Here is a 17,124-nt window from a genome sequence, read left to right on the forward strand (position 1 = left end):
GCGCGGCTTCTTCTTTCCGGACGAGCAACGTGGCCGGGCGAAGCGCCCGCCGCTTCCTACGGCTGCCCGATTACCACCATCGATAAAAGTGATGCACCGGCCCGACGCCGCGGCCGACCTCTAGTCGCGCGCTCGCCTCGATGGCGCCGCTGAGATACCGCTTCGCCTCGGCGGTGGCGCTGGCAAGATCGCCGGTCCGAGGAATTAGCGCGGCAATCGCCGCCGACAGCGTGCAGCCGGTGCCGTGCGTGTTCTTTAGCGCGACGCGCGCGCCGGCAAGCCGCAGCGCGCCCGTCGTTTCGATCAGCCAGTCCGGACTATCCGCCGACGCCAGATGCCCGCCCTTCATCAGCACGGCGCGCGCGCCGGAGGCAAGCAGCGCCTCGCCCTGACGCACCATCGCGTCTTCGTCTGCGGCTGGCTGCGTGCCGAGCAACGCCGCCGCTTCCGGCAGATTCGGCGTGACGAGCGTGGCGAGCGGCAGCAGTTCGTCGCGCAGCGCGGCCACTGCTTCGGGCGCGAGCAGCGCGTGATTGCTCTTCGAAATCATCACGGTGTCGAGCACGACATGCGCCGGGCGATGCCGCCTGAGCGCGTCGGCTACCGCGCGCACGATGCCCGCATTGGCCAGCATCCCGATCTTCACTGCGTCGATGCGGATGTCGTCGAACACGGCATCGAGCTGCGCCGTGACGAACGCGGGCTCCGGCGCGTGGACAGCCGTGACGCCGCGCGTGTTCTGAGCGGTCAGCGCCGTAACGACGCTCGCGCCGTACGCGCCGAGCGCGGAAAACGCTTTGAGATCGGCCTGAATGCCCGCGCCGCCGCCCGAATCGGAACCGGCGACAGTGAGCACGTTGGGAATGGGATTAGTCGAAGACATGAGAAAAGTCAGGATGAAGCGCGACGGATGATCTCGCGCAGTCCGGCCGAGGCATCGCGCGGGTCGGCGGCCTTGCAAATCGCCGAAACGACCGCGAGTCCCGCCGGTTTCGCGCGCATGACGTCGGCCGCGTTGTGCGTCTGGATGCCGCCTATCGCCACGGTCGGCCAGCGCGAGCTTGCGCGCATCGCGGTCAGGCCGTCGATGCCGCAGGGCGCGGAGGCGTCGGTCTTGGTCGGCGTCGCGTAGACGGGTCCCGCTCCGACATAGTCGATCACGCCTTCCAGCCGGTGCGCATCCGCGACTTCCGCGAGATTCGACACCGACAGGCCGATCAGCGCATCCGGCCCGAGCAGCCGCCGCGCGACATCCGCGGGCAAATCGCGCTGGCCGACGTGAACACCGTCCGCGCCGGCTGCAAGCGCGACATCCAGGTGATCGTTGATGACGAGCGGAACGCCGCGCGCACGCGTCACCGGCAACAAGTCGAGCGCGAGCGCGAGCCACGCGCGCTTGTGCCACTCTGGCGCGCGCAGTTGCAGCAGCGTCACGCCGCCGTCCAGCGCCGCGCGGGCGACAGAAACGGCCGCATCGTGGCCGCCGCACTGCACCGGGTCGAGCACGAGATAGAGCGAGAGATCGAACGCGCGCCGCATGCTCACGATACGGTCACCTCGCGCAGCACGAGCGTCGCATCGAAGGCGGCCGAGTCCACGGACGCCAGGCGGTCCAGATACGCGACGGCGAAGCTGCCGGGCAGGGCGGCTTCGCGGGCGGCGAGTTCGCCGGCCACGGTCGAACAGGCGATCGCGGCGATCGTCGCCGCCCAATGTTCATCGCGCGACTGCGCCGCGCCGACGAACGCCGCGACCGTCGCCGAGAGCGCGCAGCCGACGCCGGTCACGCGCGTCATCAGTGGCGAGCCGTTCGAAAGCGCGATCACGCGGCGGCCATCGGTGATGTAGTCGGTCGCGCCGGTGACTGCGACGACGGCCTGCGTTTTGAGCGCGAGAATCTGCGCGGCGTCCAGCGCCGCGTCGGTGGCGGCGGTGCTGTCCACGCCGCGTCCGCTCGCTTCGCCGCCCGACAGGCTGATGATCTCGGACGCGTTGCCGCGGATCACGGCCGGCTTCGCGTCGAGCAATTCGAGCGCGAATTCGGTGCGGAACGCGAGCGTGCCGACTGCGACCGGATCTAGCACCCAGGGCGTGCCCGCGCTGTTGGCGGCATCGACGGCGGCGCGCATGGCGCGCATTTGCGGCACGTCGAGCGTGCCGAGGTTGACGAGGAGCGCATTGGCGAGCGGCGCGAACTGCGCGGCTTCTTCCCGCGCGACGACCATCGCCGGCGCCGCGCCGATGGCGAGCAGCACGTTCGCCGTGAAGTTGGTGACGACGAGGTTCGTCAGGCAGTGGACGAGCGGCGCGCGCTCGCGCACGCGCGTGACGAACGAAAAGAGATCGGCAGCAAGCATGATGAAGAAGAATTAGCCGATCGGCCGATGACCACAGCAAATCGGCAAGATCAGTGCCGCGCTTCGCCGATCAGCGCGACGGAATCGAACGCGCGCTGGTTTGCCTGATGGCGGCGCATGACGAAGTACATCATCAGACACACGAATGAGCCGAACATCACGATCACGAACTGGATTGGCATGTCGAGCCAGACGAGCACCGCGTACAGGCACAGCATGATGAGCACGGACAGGTTCTCGTTGAAGTTCTGCACGGCGATCGAATGGCCGGCGGACAGCAGCACGTGCCCGCGATGCTGCAGTAGCGCGTTCATCGGCACGACGAAAAAGCCCGACAGACCGCCGACGATCATCAGGAACAGATACGCAATCAGCAGATAGCCCGGGAAGTGCATTCGGCCGAAGTAGACGCCCCAATGCGCGGGAAAGAGATGCCGCGTGTAGAAGGCCATCAGCATGACGGCGAGCCCCATCGCGATGCCCACCGGCAGCACCGAGAGCGAACGCTTGAGCGGCACGCGCGCCGCCGCGAGCACCGCGCCGGCCGCCACGCCCACGGCGATCACCGCTTGCAGAATGGCCGCCTGCGAAAGCGTCATGCCGAGCGACACTTCGGCCCACTTGAGCACGATGAATTGCAGCGTCGCGCCCGCGCCCCAGAAGAGCGTCGTGACCGCGAGCGAAATCTGGCCGAGCTTGTCGCGCCAGAGCGTGAGAAAGCAGTCGGCGAAATCGGTGATGAGCTTGATGGGCCGGTGTTCCTGCTTTGGATAGCGCGCGCCGGTATCGGGAATGCGCAGGTTGAAGACGGCGGCGACCACGTACATCAGCATGATGACGAGCATCGCGGCTTCGGCGGGCGTACTGATCCGCGGTATGTGCAGCGTCAGCAAGTGACTCGCGATATGCGGGCTGATGAGCGCGCCGCCCATGACGGTGCCGAGAATGATCGAGCCGACCGTCGTGCCTTCGATCCAGCCGTTCGCCGCGACGAGCCGGTCGGGCGGCAGCAGTTCCGTGAGAATGCCGTACTTCGCGGGCGAATACGCCGCCGCGCCGAAGCCGACGATGCCATAGGCCAGAAGCGGATGCGCGCCGACCAGCATCGTGATGCAGCCGACCACCTTGATGGAATTGGTCACGAACATCACGCGCCCCTTCGGCCGCGAGTCCGCGAAAGCGCCGACGAACGCCGCCAGAACCACATAGGAGAGCACGAAGAACAGCTTGAGCAGCGGCGTCATCCAGTTCGGCGCGTGAAGGTCTTTCAGCAGTGCAATGGCAGCGATCAGTAGAGCGTTATCGGCCAGCGACGAGAAAAACTGCGCGGCCATGATGGTGTAAAAACCTTTTTTCATCTGATCCGAAGCTTTCCTCACTGCCGGGAATCCGCCCCCGACGCCGCCGCTGATACCGGTCGCGCGTTCGGGCTTATGCCGTTCGAAATGGGTTGTGCGCACGGCTTTATAACACGAAAATAGGCGCATTCTGACTAGCAGTAATCTCGATTACATGCGAGACAGTACGTTCGCACGTCGGTTTCGTCATAAGGTACTGATTCGCAACGTGTCTCGACCGGCGAACCGGCCGCTCGCGCCATTGGCGTATGCTTGCCTTTCCGCCTGAACCGCATTCCCGACCAAAACTCATGCCGCGCCCCCTTTCCGCAACGATTCACACCGCCGCTCTCGCCAACAACCTTGCCATTGCGCGCAAGTACGCGCCGAAATCCAAAATCTGGGCCGTCGTGAAGGCCAATGCGTATGGCCACGGACTTGCGCGAGCGTTCCCCGGACTTCGCGCAACGGACGGTTTCGGTCTTCTGGACCTCGAAGAAGCAGCGAAGTTGCGCGAACTCGGCTGGGCAGGCCCCATTTTGTTGCTCGAAGGCTTCTTCCGTCCGACCGATATCGACGTGATCGACCGTTATAGTCTGACCACGGCGATTCACTGCGACGAGCAGTTGCGCATGCTGGAGATGGCGCGGCTCTCGAAGCCGGTCAACATCCAGTTGAAGATGAATAGCGGCATGAACCGGCTCGGTTACACGCCGGAGCGGTTCCGCGCGGCGTGGGAGCGGGCGCGCGCCTGCCACGGCATCGGGCAGATCACGCTCATGACCCATTTTTCCGACGCCGACAGCAAACGCGGCATCGCGCATCAGCTGGAGGCGTTCGAGCGCGGCGCGGAAGGCATCGCGGGCGCGCGCAGCCTGTCGAACTCGGCGGCCGTTTTATGGCATCCGAACGCGCACTTCGACTGGGTGCGCCCGGGCATCATTCTCTACGGCGCGTCGCCGTCGGGCGTGACGGCCGATATCGCCGATACGGGCCTCAAACCTGCAATGACGCTCACATCCGAGTTGATCGCCGTGCAGACGGTGCAGCCGGGCGACAGCATCGGCTATGGCTCGACCTACACGGCGAACCGGCCGATGCGCATCGGCGTGGTCGCGTGCGGCTACGCGGACGGCTATCCGCGCATCGCGCCCGAAGGCACGCCGGTGATCGTCGATGGCGTGAGGACGGCGCTCGTCGGCCGCGTCTCGATGGACATGCTCACCGTCGATCTGACGCCGTGCCCGAGCGCGGGCATGGGTTCGCGCGTGGAATTGTGGGGCGCGAACCTGCCGATCGACGACGTGGCCCGCGCGTGCGGCACCATCGGCTACGAGCTGATGTGCGCGATCGCGCAGCGCGTGCCGGTCCGCGCGGAATGAACGCGCCGCATCGGGCGTTGGCAACGAATATCTAAAGGCAATACGTGGCAAAAGCAGCGAAGGCAAAGACGCTTTACATCTGTAGCGAGTGCGGCGGACAAGCGCCGAAGTGGACGGGACAGTGCGCGGCATGCGGGGCGTGGAACACGCTCGTGGAATCGGTGGAGCAGGCGCCGTCGGCGCATCGCTTTCAGGCGCTCGCCAAGAGTTCGCCGGTGCAGCGGCTCGCCGACATCGAAGCGGCCGACGTGCCGCGCTTTTCGACCGGCGTCGGCGAGTTCGACCGCGTGCTCGGCGGCGGTCTCGTGCCGGGCGGCGTGGTGCTGATCGGCGGCGATCCGGGCATCGGCAAATCGACGCTCCTGCTGCAATCGCTCGCCGAAATCGCGCGCGAGCGGCCGTCGCTCTACGTGAGCGGCGAGGAAAGCGGCGCGCAGATCGCGTTGCGCGCGCAGCGGCTCGGGCTGCTCGGCGGATCCGCGAGCGCGGCGGCGGACCTCGCGCTGCTCGCCGAAATTCAGCTGGAAAAGATTCAGGCGGCCATCGACGAGCAACGTCCGGAAGTCGCCGTCATCGATTCGATCCAGACGGTCTATTCCGAGGCGCTGACCTCCGCGCCGGGTTCCGTCGCGCAGGTCCGCGAATGCGCGGCGCAACTGACGCGCATCGCCAAGCAGACGGGCACGGCCATCATCATGGTCGGCCACGTGACCAAGGAAGGCAGTCTCGCGGGTCCGCGCGTGCTGGAGCATATCGTCGATACGGTGTTGTACTTCGAAGGCGACACGCATTCGTCCTTCCGGCTCGTGCGCGCGTTCAAGAACCGCTTCGGCGCGGTCAATGAGCTCGGCGTCTTCGCGATGACGGAGAAAGGCTTGCGCGGCGTGGCGAACCCGTCGGCGCTTTTCTTGTCGCAGCATGAGCAGAGCGTCGCGGGGTCGTGTGTGCTCGTCACGCAGGAAGGTTCGCGGCCGCTGCTCGTCGAAGTGCAGGCGCTCGTCGATACGGCGCATGTGCCCAATCCGCGCCGCCTCGCGGTCGGGCTGGAGCAGAACCGGCTCGCGCTGCTGCTCGCGGTCCTGCATCGCCATGCGGGCATCGCGTGTTTCGATCAGGACGTGTTCCTGAACGCCGTGGGCGGCGTGAAGATTACCGAACCCGCCGCCGATCTCGCGGTGCTGCTCGCGATTCACTCGTCGATGCGCAACAAGCCTCTGCCGAAGGGATTGATCACGTTCGGCGAAGTGGGGCTCGCGGGCGAAATCCGGCCGTCGCCGCGCGGGCAGGATCGCCTGAAGGAAGCGGCCAAGCTCGGCTTTTCCGTCGCGCTGATTCCGAAGGCGAACGCGCCGAAGCAGGCGGTGGACGGTCTCAAGGTGATCGCGGTCGATCGCATCGAAGAGGCCATCGACCGCGTGCGCGATATCGAGTGAACGGATCGGACCCTCGGTAACGGGCCGTAAGAAAAACGCGCGCCGCTGTAACCTGGCGCGGGCGCGGTTTTCATATCCTTTCGGGACCCAGGACCGGCGGATGAAGCCACCACGCGCCGCCGCGCCGAAGTGACTGGATGGATCGAGAGGATCACGCTTTGAAACATGTCAAAACAGCCCGGCCCGCCCCAGCATTCCACCTGCGCGGCTGCCGCGTCTCGGCGCCCCTGCAACAGCCGTTCGGCAGCGGATGCCGGATTGTCGAATGGATCGACGGCGAAGGGCAGATTTCGCGGCGCGTCGTGTCCGCGGATGTGACCGAGGCCGAAGTCGTCGCGACCATTCGCCGTCACGTCACGGGCCGCAAACACGTGCTCGTCGATGACGAGCGTCAGCCGCGCCAGACGTTGCCGCGACGCTAGTTTTCGCGGTCCCGAAAGAGTGGATGCATCGCGCTGCTTAGGCTGGTGTGAGCACCGGCGCGACGCAGCACGAAGTCGTCACCACCATTCGCCGTCACGTCAGGCCGCGGGCACGTGTTCTTGGACGACGAACGGCTGCCGCGCCAGACGTTGCGGCGACGCTAGTCTTCGCGGTCGCGAAAGAGCGGATGCACCGCAGCTTCCGCCGGCGCGAGCACCGGCGCGACGCAGCAATCGAGCGGTTCGAAGAGCGCCATCCATTCGTCGCGCGTGCGATCGCGGAAGCACGCGGCGAGATGTGCCGTGAGTTCCTTCGCGTCCGCGCCGCCGGTTGCCTGCCCGAGACTCCAGTGCCGCGCGGCCCACTCCGGGCGGCCGAGCGCGCCGCATAGCGTCTGCCAGAACTTCAGTTCAAGCGCGCCGACGGCCACGAACTTGTCGTCCGCCGTGCGATAGACGTTGTAGCACGGCACGCCGCCGTTGAGCAGGCCGGCTCCCGCGCGCGTGCCCGGCTCGTCCGCATTGGCGAGCGCGATGTGCGCCATCACGTTGTGGGCGTGAACGGCGTGCGTCATGGAGACGTCGACGAAGCGGCCTTCGCCGCCGCGCGCGACGTGCCAGAGCGCGGCCAGTATTTGCGTGACGGCCGCGAGCGCCCCGCCGAGCAGGTCTGCAAGCTGGAAGTTGGGCACGATGGGCGCGCCCCCGGCATCGGCAAGCTGATCCAGAACGCCCGCATACGCGATGTAGTTCAGATCGTGCCCCGCCTTGTCGGCGAACGGGCCTTCGCTGCCGAAGCCCGTGATCGCGCAGTAGACGAGCTTCGGGTTGACCTGCCGCAGTACGTCGTAGCCGACGCCGAGCCGCGTCATCACGGTCGGCCGGAAGCTCTCGACGAGCACGTCCGCATCCCTTGCGAGTCCGATCAATTCGGCACGCCCCGCTTCGGTCTTCAGATCGAGCGTCAGCGACCGCTTGCCGCGATTCACGATCCGATAGAAGGCGCTCGGGGCGCCGCTCGCGCGGTCGGCGTCGCTTTGCAGCATCGAGCGGGCGTAATCGCCTTCGCCCGGTGGCTCGATCTTTAACACGTCCGCGCCGAGTTCGGCGAGGCGCAGCGTGGCGACCGGACCGGGCAGAAGCCGCGTCAGATCGAGCACCCGAAGACCGGCGAGAGCGGGGGAGGTCGTCAAGTCGTCGGTCTCCGTGGAGGATTACGAGCTCAGTTGTTCGAGTTCCTCGTGCGCGTCGAGCCACTCCAGTTCGAGCGTCTCGAGCCGCGCGTTGACTTCGCCCTGACGGCGGATCGTATCGGTGAGCTTCGCCTTCAGCGCGGCGTCGTAGCTCGCGGGATCCGCGACGAACGCATCGAGCGTTGTTTTCTCCGCATTGAGCGCGTCCATTTCCTTCTCGATCTTCGCGATGCGCGATTGCAGCGGCTTGCGCAGATGCGACAGCTTTTGCCGCTCCTGCGCCTCCTGCCTGCGCTGTTCCTTGCGATTCGCCGCGCCGTCCGGCCCATTGCCGGCAGCGGAGGCGACGCCATTCGCTTCTTTCGCCGCCGCCCGCGTGTCGGCGGCATGTTGCAGGAGCCAGTCGCGGTAATCGTCGAGATCGCCGTCGAACGGGCTCAGCCGGTGCTTCGCCACCAGCATGAACGTGTCGGTGGTGGCGCGCAGCAGATGCCGGTCGTGCGACACGAGAATGAGCGTGCCTTCGAATTGCGCGAGCGCCATGGTCAGCGCGTGACGGGTTTCGAGATCGAGGTGGTTCGTCGGTTCGTCGAGCAGCAGCAGATTGGGCTTCTGCCAGATGATGAGCGCGAGCGCGAGCCGCGCCTTTTCGCCGCCGGAGAACGGCGCAATCTTCGCGGTGGCCATGTCGCCCGAGAAGTTGAAGCTGCCGAGAAAGTCGCGCAATTCCTGCTCGCGCGTGTCGGGCGCAAGGCGCGCGAGGTGAGCGAGCGCGGAGTCGTCCGGGCGCAGCGTTTCCAGTTGATGCTGCGCGAAATAGCCGATCTGCAAGCCCTTGCCTTGCCGCACGTGACCCGAGAGGGCGTCGAGCGTGCCGGCGAGCGTCTTGATGAGCGTGGACTTGCCCTGACCGTTCGCGCCGAGCAGACCGATGCGCTGCCCGTTCTGGATCGACAGCGTTACGCCTTCCACGATCGGAATCTCGGCGCCTTCGTCTGTCCTGTAGCCACAGCGCACGTCTTCCATCACCATCATCGGATTCGGCGCGGCATCCGGCGTGCGGAACTCGAACGTGAACGGCGAGCTCGCGTGCGCCGGCGCGATCAGTTCCATCTTTTCGAGCGCCTTCACGCGGCTTTGCGCCTGCTTCGCCTTGGTGGCCTTGGCCTTGAAGCGGTCGATGAAGCTCTGCAGATGCTGCACCGTCTTCTGCTGTTTCTCGTAGGCGCTTTGCTGCAACGCGAGCTGTTGGGCGCGCAGTACTTCGAACTGGCTGTAGTTACCGCCGTAACGCTTCATCTGCCGGTTTTCCAGATGCAGCGTGACGTTGCAGACCGCATCGAGAAACTCGCGGTCGTGCGAGATCACGACGAGCGTGCCCGGATAGCGGCCGAGCCAGTCTTCGAGCCAGACGATGGCGTCCAGGTCCAGGTGGTTGGTCGGTTCGTCGAGCAGCAGCAGGTCGGACGGACACATCAGCGCCTGCGCGAGGTTCAGCCGCATGCGCCAGCCGCCCGAGAAGCTCGCCACCGGCTCGCGCGTCTGTTCGAGCGTGAAGCCGAGCCCGAGCAGCAGCGTTTCCGCCCGAGCGGGCGCGGTGTAGCCGTCGGCATCGGCGAACGCGGCGTGGGCTTCGGCTTCAGCGGCGCCGTCGTGCGCCGCGGAGGCCGCCGCGATGCGCGCTTCGATGGCGCGCAACAGCGTGTCGCCGTCGAGCGTGTAGTCGAGCGCGGTGCGATCCACGGCGGGCGTTTCCTGCGCGACATGCGCGATGCGCCACGACGGCGGCATCGAGAAATCGCCGCCGTCTGCGTGCAACTCGCCGCGCAGCACGGAGAAGAGCGTGGATTTGCCCGCGCCGTTCGCGCCGACGAGACCGGCTTTCTCGCCCGGATTGAGCGTGAAGCTGGTCTCTTCGAAGAGCGGCTTGGTGCCGCGGGACAGGCTGAACTGGTTGAAGCGAATCACGTCGGAGGGCGGCGGCAGAGCGCGGACTGGAGGAAACCGCTATTTTAGACCGGGCGCGTACGCCGCAAGGGATCATCCGTTCGGCTAATGGCGGGCGAGCGCGGGGCGGAGTAGCATCGCCTGACTTTCACCCTTCAATGTTTCACCACTTCAACGCGCGGAGCACGGCATGAATTCGACTACCGACAGCATCTACGGCTTCACGGCAGAGCGGCTCGACGGCACGACCGTCAGCCTCGACACGTACCGCGGCAAGGTGCTGCTGATCGTGAACACCGCGAGCGAATGCGGTTTCACGCCGCAGTACAGGGGCCTGCAGGAGCTGTACACGCTGTACGCGGGGCGGGGCTTCGAGGTGCTCGGCTTTCCGTGCAACCAGTTCGGCAAGCAGGAGCCGGGCGACGCGGCGCAGATCGGCAGCTTCTGCGAGACGAACTATGGCGTCACTTTTCCGATGTTCGCGAAGATCGACGTCAATGGACCGAACGCGCATCCGCTCTTCAAGTATCTGACGGAGAAAGAGCCGGGCGTGCTCGGGCTGGAGGCGATCAAATGGAACTTCACGAAGTTCCTGATCGACCGCGACGGGAACATCGTGAAACGCTATGCGCCGATCACGAAGCCCGAGTCCATCGCGGACGACATCGAAAAGCTGCTCTGACGCGCTCAGAGAATCGGGGAGAAGAGCCGGGCGACGTGCATCGCCATGCGCCGCCAGAACGCGGCGCCGCGATAGTCGTTGCCGTCGATCTCATACGCATGCGCGAAGTCTACGAGCAGCATGCTCTCCACGTCGCGGGCGAAGTCGTGATCGACGGTCAGCACCGTGATCTCGAAGTTGAGCCGGAAGGAGCGGTTGTCGAGATTGGCGCTGCCGACCGACGCGGCGATGTCGTCGACGAGCACGACCTTCTGATGCAGAAATCCCGGCTTGTAGCGGAAGACCCGCACGCCCGCCTGCACGAGATCGTACGCGTACAGCCTGGACGCGGCGAACACCACGCGATGATCGCGCCGGCTCGGAATGAGAATGCGCACGTCCACGCCGCGCATCACGGCGAGTCTCAGCGCCGAGAACACGGCTTCGTCCGGAATCAGATACGGCGACGTAATCCAGATCCGCTCGCGCGCCGCGTTGATCGCCTCGACGAAGAAGAGCGAGCAGGTTTCCTGTTTGTCGGCGGGGCCGCTCGAGAGCACCATGCAATGCATGTTCTCGTCTGTATGCGACGCGGGGCCGAGCTCGGGCAGGCGCTGCGTGGCCCAGTACCAGTCTTCGGTGAACACGAACTGGATGCTGGCGATCGCCGGCCCGCGCACTTCGACATGCGTGTCGCGCCACGGCGAAAGCCGGGGATTGCCGCCGAGATACTCGACGCCCACATTGTGCCCGCCGACAAACGCGCGCTTGCCGTCGACGACCACGATCTTCCGATGATTGCGAAAGTTGATCTGGAAGCGGTGCACGAACTTGCGCTTGGTCGCGAACGGATGCGCCTCGACGCCGCCCGCGCGCAGCGCATGCACGTAGCGATGCGGCAGGTCGAAACTGCCGATGCTGTCGTAGAGGAAATAGACGCGCACGCCGGCTTTCGCTTTCGCGATGAGCGCGTCCTTCAGCATCTCGCCGAGCGCGTCGGCGCGCACGATGAAGAATTGCACGACGACGTACTGTTCGGCGGCTTCGATGGCTTCGAGGATCGCGGAAAACGTCGCGTCGCCGTTGACCAGCACGCGCACGGCGTTGCCGCGCAGAAACGGCATGCCGGAGAGCCGTTGCAGCGTGCGGATGGTCGGATTGCCGAGGTAGCGCGCGGGGCCGGTGTCGAGTTCGCCGCGCGCGCCGGAGGCGTCGAGCAGCGCCGTGCCTGGCGAAGCAGAGTCGCTGCGGTCGGTCGAATCCCACTCGGTCGGCTTTCTGCGGTTGCGCAGGATTTCGATTTCCAGCCGGCGCTCGTCGATATAACCGGCGAACTTGCTGCGCCCGAGAAAGAGATACGGAATGAGCGTGAGATACGGCATCGCGACGAGCGATACCGCCCACGCGACCGCGCCTTGCGAGGTGCGTGTATTGATGATGGCGTGCACGGCTGCGATCACGCCGAGCACATGCGCGGCCATCACGAGCGTGCCGACGTGGAGCCAGTCTGCTGCTTGCATAGATGCGTTCGGTTCGGAGCTCGATGCGCGCGGAGCGGCGCGAAGCCAGACGACGAACACCGCCGCGAGCCGCGGCGGCGATGCGTCATCTTACCGAACCTGACTTGCGTGGCGAATGCCGCTCAGGCGGGAAGGTCCGCTGCCTGAATCAGGAACACGTTGTCATCGCCGGCGCTGGTCGAGAGCCAGACGAGATCGAGCCCGCCGAGCGCGGCCTCGACGTTCGCCCGCTCGTTGCCGATCTCGACGACGAGCACGCCGTCTTCGGTCAGCCACTTGCCGGCATCGCGCACGATGCGCCGCACGACGTCCATGCCGTCCGTGCCGCCCGCGAGCGCGAGTTCGGGCTCGTGACGGTATTCCTCGGGCAGCGCCTGCATCGCGGTCGCGTTCACGTACGGCGGGTTGGTGATGATGACCTCGTAGCGGGCGGGCGAGAGCGGCGCGTACAGGTCGCCTTCATGCAGCGCGATGCGGTCCTGCAACCCGTAGTCGTCGACGTTGCGGCGCGCGACCGCGAGCGCATCGGCGGAAATGTCGACGGCATCGATATCTGCGTTCTCGAAGGCTTGCGCCGCGAGAATCGCGAGGCACCCCGAGCCGGTGCAGAGTTCGAGCACGCGCGTGACGTGGTCCGGATCGGGGACGTACGGTTGCAGCCCGTCCTGCAACAATTCGCCGATGAACGAGCGCGGCACGATCACGCGCTCGTCGACATAGAAACGATGGCCGTGCATCCACGCTTCCTGCGTAATGTACGCGGCCGGCACGCGTTCCTTGGCGCGGCGCTCGATTACCTGCATGACGGCATCGATTTCGGTGTCGAGCAGGCGGGCGTCCAAGAACGGTTCAAGCGTGTCGAGCGGCAAGTGCAGCGTATGCAAAATGAGATACGCTGCTTCGTCATAGGCGTTGGTCGAGCCGTGGCCGAACGAGAGGCCGGCTTCCGTGAAGCGCGAGACGCCGAAGCGCAGCAGGTCGCGGACGGTGGTGAAGGGTAGCGCCATCGAAGGCTCCTTGTTTTTTTACGGGTAAAAATTTATGCGATCAGTTCTTCGAGCACACGCCGGTAGACGTTTTTCAGCGGCTCGATGAAGCGCACGTCGACATGTTCGTCGATCTTGTGGATGCTGCCGTTCGGCGGCCCGAACTCGACGACCTGCTCGCAGATGCGAGCGATAAAGCGGCCATCGGACGTGCCGCCCGTGGTGGACAACTCGGGACGCACGCCGGTTTCGTCGTGGATGGCTTTTTCGAGCGCATTCGACAGCGCGCCGCGCGGCGTCAGAAACGGCAGGCCGCTCACGGTCCACGTGAGATCGTAGTCGAGCGCGTGTTTGTCGAGAATCGCGTGGACGCGGCTTTGCAGGCCTTCGACCGTGCTCGCCGTCGAGAAGCGGAAGTTGAACATCAGCTCGGCGTGGCCCGGAATGACATTCGTCGCGCCGGTGCCCGAGCGCAGGTTCGACACTTGCCAGGTGGTCGGCGGGAAATACTCGTTGCCGTCGTCCCAGCGTTGCGCGACGAGTTCGGCGAGCGCGGGCGCGAGCAGGTGAATCGGATTGCGCGCGAGATGCGGATAGGCGATATGCCCCTGCACGCCCTTGACGACGAGCTTGCCGGACATCGACCCGCGCCGCCCGTTCTTGACCATGTCGCCGAGCGTTTCGTTCGAGGTCGGCTCGCCGACGATGCAGTAATCGAGCCGCTCGCCGCGCGCCTTCAGCGCTTCGACCACCTTCACGGTGCCGTCGGTGGCGGGGCCTTCCTCGTCGCTCGTGATGAGCAGCGCGAGCGAGCCGCGATGCTGCGGACACTTCGCGATGAATTCTTCGCTCGACACGACGAACGCCGCGAGCGACGTCTTCATGTCCGCGGCGCCGCGCCCGTAGAGCTTGCCGTCGCGATGCGTCGGCGTGAAGGGCGGCGAAGTCCATTGATCGAGCGGGCCGGTCGGCACCACATCGGTATGTCCGGCGAACGCGAGCAGCTTGCCCGACGCGCCGTCCGTGCCGCGCTTCACGGCCCACAGATTCGTGACGCCGCCCGACTCGATGGTTTCGCATTCGAAGCCGACGGCGGACAGACGCTCGATCATCAGCGCCTGGCAATGGCGGTCGTCGGGCGTGACGGACGCGCGCCCGATCAGGGCTTCTGTAAGGGACAAGGTGCCGGACATGGTTTCAGCCTGCATTTCTTTCGACAGCGATAAAAAATGCCGGCGCGGGGCCGGCAAGCGGTTTGGCGTGATGCGACGGCGTGATGTTCGCAGCCATCCGTCGCCCGTCGGTCACGCGAACAGCGTCTCGTACTGCTCGGCCGAGAAACCGAGCGTCTTCACGCGGCCGTTGACCACGACGACCGGCCGCTTGATGATCGACGGCTTGTGGATCATCAGCGCGATTGCGCCCGAAGTCGTGTCGGCTTCCGCCTTGTGCACGTCCGAAAGACCGCGCCACGTCGTGCCGCGCTTGTTGATGAGCTGATCCAGCGGCACGTCCTTCAGCCAGTCCTGAACCAGCTTCTCGTTCACGCCGGCCTTCTTGAAGTCGTGAAACTCGAACGGCACGCCGTGCTCTTCCAGCCAGACGCGCGCTTTCTTCACGCTGTCGCAGTTGGGAATGCCGTACACGACCGTCATGGCATTGGAGCCGCGCGCCACGATCAGTCGCCTCGCAGCAGTTCGTTCAGGCCGACCTTCGCGCGAGTCTTCGCGTCGACCTTCTTCACGATCACCGCGCAATACAGGCTGTGCGAGCCGTCCTTCGAGGGCAGATTGCCCGCCACGACGACCGAGCCCGCCGGAATGCGGCCGTAGCTCACCTGACCGGTTTCGCGGTCATAGATCTTCGTGCTCTGGCCGAGGTAGACGCCCATCGAAATGACCGAGTTCTCCTCGACGATCACGCCTTCCACCACTTCCGAGCGCGCGCCGATGAAGCAGTTGTCCTCGATGATGACCGGGTTCGCCTGCAACGGCTCCAGCACGCCGCCGATGCCCACGCCGCCCGACAGGTGCACGTTCTTGCCGATCTGCGCGCACGAGCCGACGGTGGCCCACGTATCGACCATCGTCCCTTCGTCCACGTAAGCGCCGATGTTTGTGTACGACGGCATCAGCACCACGTTCTTCGCGATGAACGAGCCGCGGCGCGCGATGGCCGGCGGCACCACGCGAAAGCCGCCCGCTGCGAAGTCTTCGGCGGTGTAGTTCGCGAACTTCGAGGGCACCTTGTCGTAGAACTGGCTGTAGCCGCCTGCGGGCATCGGCACGTTGTCTTCGAGGCGGAACGACAGCAGCACGGCCTTCTTCAGCCATTGGTTCACGACCCAGTCGCCGTCGCGTTTTTCGGCGACGCGCAAGGCGCCGCGGTCCAGTTGCTCGATGGCGTGCGAGACGGCTTCGCGCACTTCCGCGGGCGCGGCTTTCGCCGACAGCTCGGCGCGGTTTTCCCAGGCGTTGTCGATGATGCTCTGAAGTTGTTCCGACATAGTGATATCAAGGATGGAGAGAGGGACCGGCAGCGCGTTTCAGGACCATTCAGGGCTTAAGCGTGCGGCAGAATTCGACGATGCGGCGGGCGCCTTCGATACATTCCTCGGTCCCGGCAACGAGCGCGATGCGCACGAACCCTTCGCCGGGATTCGTGCCATGCGCGGGACGAGCGAGATAGGAGCCCGGCAGAACCGTCACATTATAGTCGGCGTACAGGCGCGCGGCGAACTCGGTATCCGTGAGTCCGGTGCGCGAAACGTTCGCCCAGAGATAGAACGCGGCGTCGGGCAGACGCACGTCCAGCACCTCGGCGAGCATCGGCGTGACCGTGCGGAATTTGCTCGCGTAGAGCGCGCGGTTCTCGCGCACGTGCGCCTCGTCCTGCCATGCGGCGATGCTCGCGCGCTGAAACACGGTCGAGAGCGCCGCGCCGTGGTACGTGCGATACAAGAGGAAGCTTTTGAGCACCGAAGCGTCGCCGGCGACGAAGCCCGAGCGCATGCCCGGCACGTTCGATCGCTTCGAGAGGCTCGACAGCATGACGAGGCGCTCGAAGCCGCGGCCCAGCAGACGCGCGGCTTCGAGACCGCCGAGCGGCGGCTGTCCTTCGTCGAAGTAAATCTCGGAATAGCATTCGTCGGAGGCGATCACGAAGCCGTGCTTGTCCGACAGCGCGAAGAGTTCGCGCCAGTTGTCGAGCGTGAGCACCGCGCCCGTCGGGTTGCCGGGCGAGCAGACGTAGAGCAGTTGCGTGCGCGCCCAGATGTCGTCGGGGACGGCCGAGTAATCGCACGCGAAGTTGCGCGCGGGGTCGCTGTTGACGAAGTACGGTTCCGCGCCCGCGAGCAACGCGGCGCCTTCGTAGATTTGGTAGAACGGGTTCGGGCAGAGTACGATCGGCGGTTTCACGCCCGCGAGTTCCTGCGTGCTGCGGCTGTCGATCACCGTCTGCGCGAGCGCGAACAGGGCTTCGCGCGAGCCGGCAACGGGCAGCACTTCGGTGGCCGCGTCGATGGAAGCGAGCCCGTAGCGCGCCTTCACCCACGCCGCGATGGCTTCGCGCAGCGGCTCGCTGCCGAGCGTCGCCGGATAGGCGGCGAGGCCGCCGAGCGCGTCGATTACCGCGTCGCGGATGAGCGCAGGCGTCGCATGCTTCGGCTCGCCGATGCCGAAGCTGATCGGCGTGAATCCGGCGCGCGGCTCGATGCCCTTGAATAGCACGCGCAGCTTTTCGAAGGGGTACGGCTGGAGTTTCTGAAGAAGTGGATTCACGGCGTGTCGATTGAGCGATGAACGTCGGGCGGCGGCGAGGCGCCATGCGGCCGCAGCGATATACGTGGCGGCATAAGAAAGACATCAGAGAACGGGCGATTATA

At 65.7% G+C, this 17,124-nt stretch carries 16 protein-coding genes; 4 read left to right on the forward strand and 12 right to left on the reverse strand.

The features are described 5' to 3' along the window. Nucleotides 1-70 precede the first annotated feature (70 nt). From thiD to lplT, 4 genes are read right to left on the reverse strand one after another with little or no spacing between them, the layout of a single operon-like run. Nucleotides 71-883 carry a bifunctional hydroxymethylpyrimidine kinase/phosphomethylpyrimidine kinase gene (thiD, locus tag NCR37_RS05590; RefSeq protein ID WP_250472132.1) on the reverse strand — a complete coding sequence of 271 codons (813 nt, stop codon included), beginning with the start codon at nucleotides 881-883 and terminating at the stop codon, nucleotides 71-73. Nucleotides 884-891: 8 nt separating this feature from the next. Beyond that, nucleotides 892-1,539 (reverse strand): thiamine phosphate synthase, encoded by a 648-nt coding sequence (gene thiE / locus NCR37_RS05595; RefSeq protein WP_250472238.1) that lies wholly within the window; start codon nucleotides 1,537-1,539, stop codon nucleotides 892-894. 2 nt (nucleotides 1,540-1,541) lie between these two features. Further along, nucleotides 1,542-2,357: a hydroxyethylthiazole kinase gene (gene thiM / locus NCR37_RS05600; protein ID WP_250472133.1), complete on the reverse strand. Its 816-nt coding sequence runs from the start codon at nucleotides 2,355-2,357 to the stop codon at nucleotides 1,542-1,544. A gap of 50 nt (nucleotides 2,358-2,407) precedes the next feature. Further along, on the reverse strand, nucleotides 2,408-3,715 hold the full coding sequence (gene lplT / locus NCR37_RS05605) for a lysophospholipid transporter LplT (protein WP_250472134.1): 1,308 nt from the start codon (nucleotides 3,713-3,715) through the stop codon (nucleotides 2,408-2,410). 290 nt (nucleotides 3,716-4,005) lie between these two features. On the opposite strand from lplT, the gene alr reads away from it, so the two are divergent. The 3 genes from alr (at nucleotide 4,006) to NCR37_RS05620 (ending at nucleotide 6,931) form a co-directional block, all read left to right on the forward strand. After that, the gene (alr, locus tag NCR37_RS05610) at nucleotides 4,006-5,076 is read left to right on the forward strand and encodes an alanine racemase (protein ID WP_250472135.1); all 1,071 of its coding nucleotides are present in this window, start codon (nucleotides 4,006-4,008) and stop codon (nucleotides 5,074-5,076) included. Between the two features lie 44 nt (nucleotides 5,077-5,120). Continuing rightward, nucleotides 5,121-6,509, forward strand: a complete 1,389-nt coding sequence (gene radA / locus NCR37_RS05615) for a DNA repair protein RadA (RefSeq protein WP_250472136.1) — start codon at nucleotides 5,121-5,123, stop codon at nucleotides 6,507-6,509. 158 nt (nucleotides 6,510-6,667) lie between these two features. Continuing rightward, complete coding sequence (locus NCR37_RS05620; protein ID WP_241269851.1) at nucleotides 6,668-6,931, forward strand: DUF2866 domain-containing protein; 264 nt, start codon at nucleotides 6,668-6,670, stop codon at nucleotides 6,929-6,931. A gap of 161 nt (nucleotides 6,932-7,092) precedes the next feature. Here NCR37_RS05620 and NCR37_RS05625 read toward each other — a convergent pair whose 3' ends face one another. Together NCR37_RS05625 and NCR37_RS05630 are read right to left on the reverse strand one after the other, a co-directional pair. Continuing rightward, entirely contained in the window at nucleotides 7,093-8,124 is a 1,032-nt protein-coding gene (locus tag NCR37_RS05625) for a CaiB/BaiF CoA transferase family protein (RefSeq protein WP_250472137.1), read from the reverse strand. A gap of 21 nt (nucleotides 8,125-8,145) precedes the next feature. Continuing rightward, complete coding sequence (locus NCR37_RS05630; RefSeq protein ID WP_250472138.1) at nucleotides 8,146-10,092, reverse strand: ATP-binding cassette domain-containing protein; 1,947 nt, start codon at nucleotides 10,090-10,092, stop codon at nucleotides 8,146-8,148. 169 nt (nucleotides 10,093-10,261) lie between these two features. Between NCR37_RS05630 and NCR37_RS05635 the strand changes: the two genes are divergently transcribed. Beyond that, the gene (locus NCR37_RS05635; protein WP_250472139.1) at nucleotides 10,262-10,753 is read left to right on the forward strand and encodes a glutathione peroxidase; all 492 of its coding nucleotides are present in this window, start codon (nucleotides 10,262-10,264) and stop codon (nucleotides 10,751-10,753) included. Between the two features lie 5 nt (nucleotides 10,754-10,758). On the opposite strand, the gene cls is transcribed toward NCR37_RS05635, so the two are convergent. From cls to dapC, 6 genes are all read right to left on the reverse strand, one after another. Continuing rightward, the gene (gene cls, locus NCR37_RS05640) at nucleotides 10,759-12,252 is read right to left on the reverse strand and encodes a cardiolipin synthase (RefSeq protein WP_250472140.1); all 1,494 of its coding nucleotides are present in this window, start codon (nucleotides 12,250-12,252) and stop codon (nucleotides 10,759-10,761) included. A 122-nt stretch (nucleotides 12,253-12,374) separates the two neighbouring features. Further along, nucleotides 12,375-13,259 (reverse strand): 50S ribosomal protein L3 N(5)-glutamine methyltransferase, encoded by an 885-nt coding sequence (prmB, locus tag NCR37_RS05645; RefSeq protein ID WP_250472141.1) that lies wholly within the window; start codon nucleotides 13,257-13,259, stop codon nucleotides 12,375-12,377. 32 nt (nucleotides 13,260-13,291) lie between these two features. After that, nucleotides 13,292-14,431, reverse strand: coding sequence for a succinyl-diaminopimelate desuccinylase (gene dapE / locus NCR37_RS05650; RefSeq protein WP_250472142.1), 1,140 nt, complete (start codon nucleotides 14,429-14,431; stop codon nucleotides 13,292-13,294). 111 nt (nucleotides 14,432-14,542) lie between these two features. Further along, nucleotides 14,543-14,914 (reverse strand): ArsC family reductase, encoded by a 372-nt coding sequence (locus NCR37_RS05655; protein ID WP_250472143.1) that lies wholly within the window; start codon nucleotides 14,912-14,914, stop codon nucleotides 14,543-14,545. Nucleotides 14,915-14,916: 2 nt separating this feature from the next. Then, nucleotides 14,917-15,744, reverse strand: coding sequence for a 2,3,4,5-tetrahydropyridine-2,6-dicarboxylate N-succinyltransferase (gene dapD / locus NCR37_RS05660; RefSeq protein ID WP_244848491.1), 828 nt, complete (start codon nucleotides 15,742-15,744; stop codon nucleotides 14,917-14,919). 49 nt (nucleotides 15,745-15,793) lie between these two features. Further along, the gene (gene dapC, locus NCR37_RS05665) at nucleotides 15,794-17,020 is read right to left on the reverse strand and encodes a succinyldiaminopimelate transaminase (RefSeq protein WP_250472144.1); all 1,227 of its coding nucleotides are present in this window, start codon (nucleotides 17,018-17,020) and stop codon (nucleotides 15,794-15,796) included. Nucleotides 17,021-17,124 lie beyond the last annotated feature (104 nt).

The sequence above is a fragment of the Caballeronia sp. GAFFF1 genome, from assembly GCF_023630705.1.
Classification (GTDB): Bacteria; Pseudomonadota; Gammaproteobacteria; order Burkholderiales; family Burkholderiaceae; genus Caballeronia.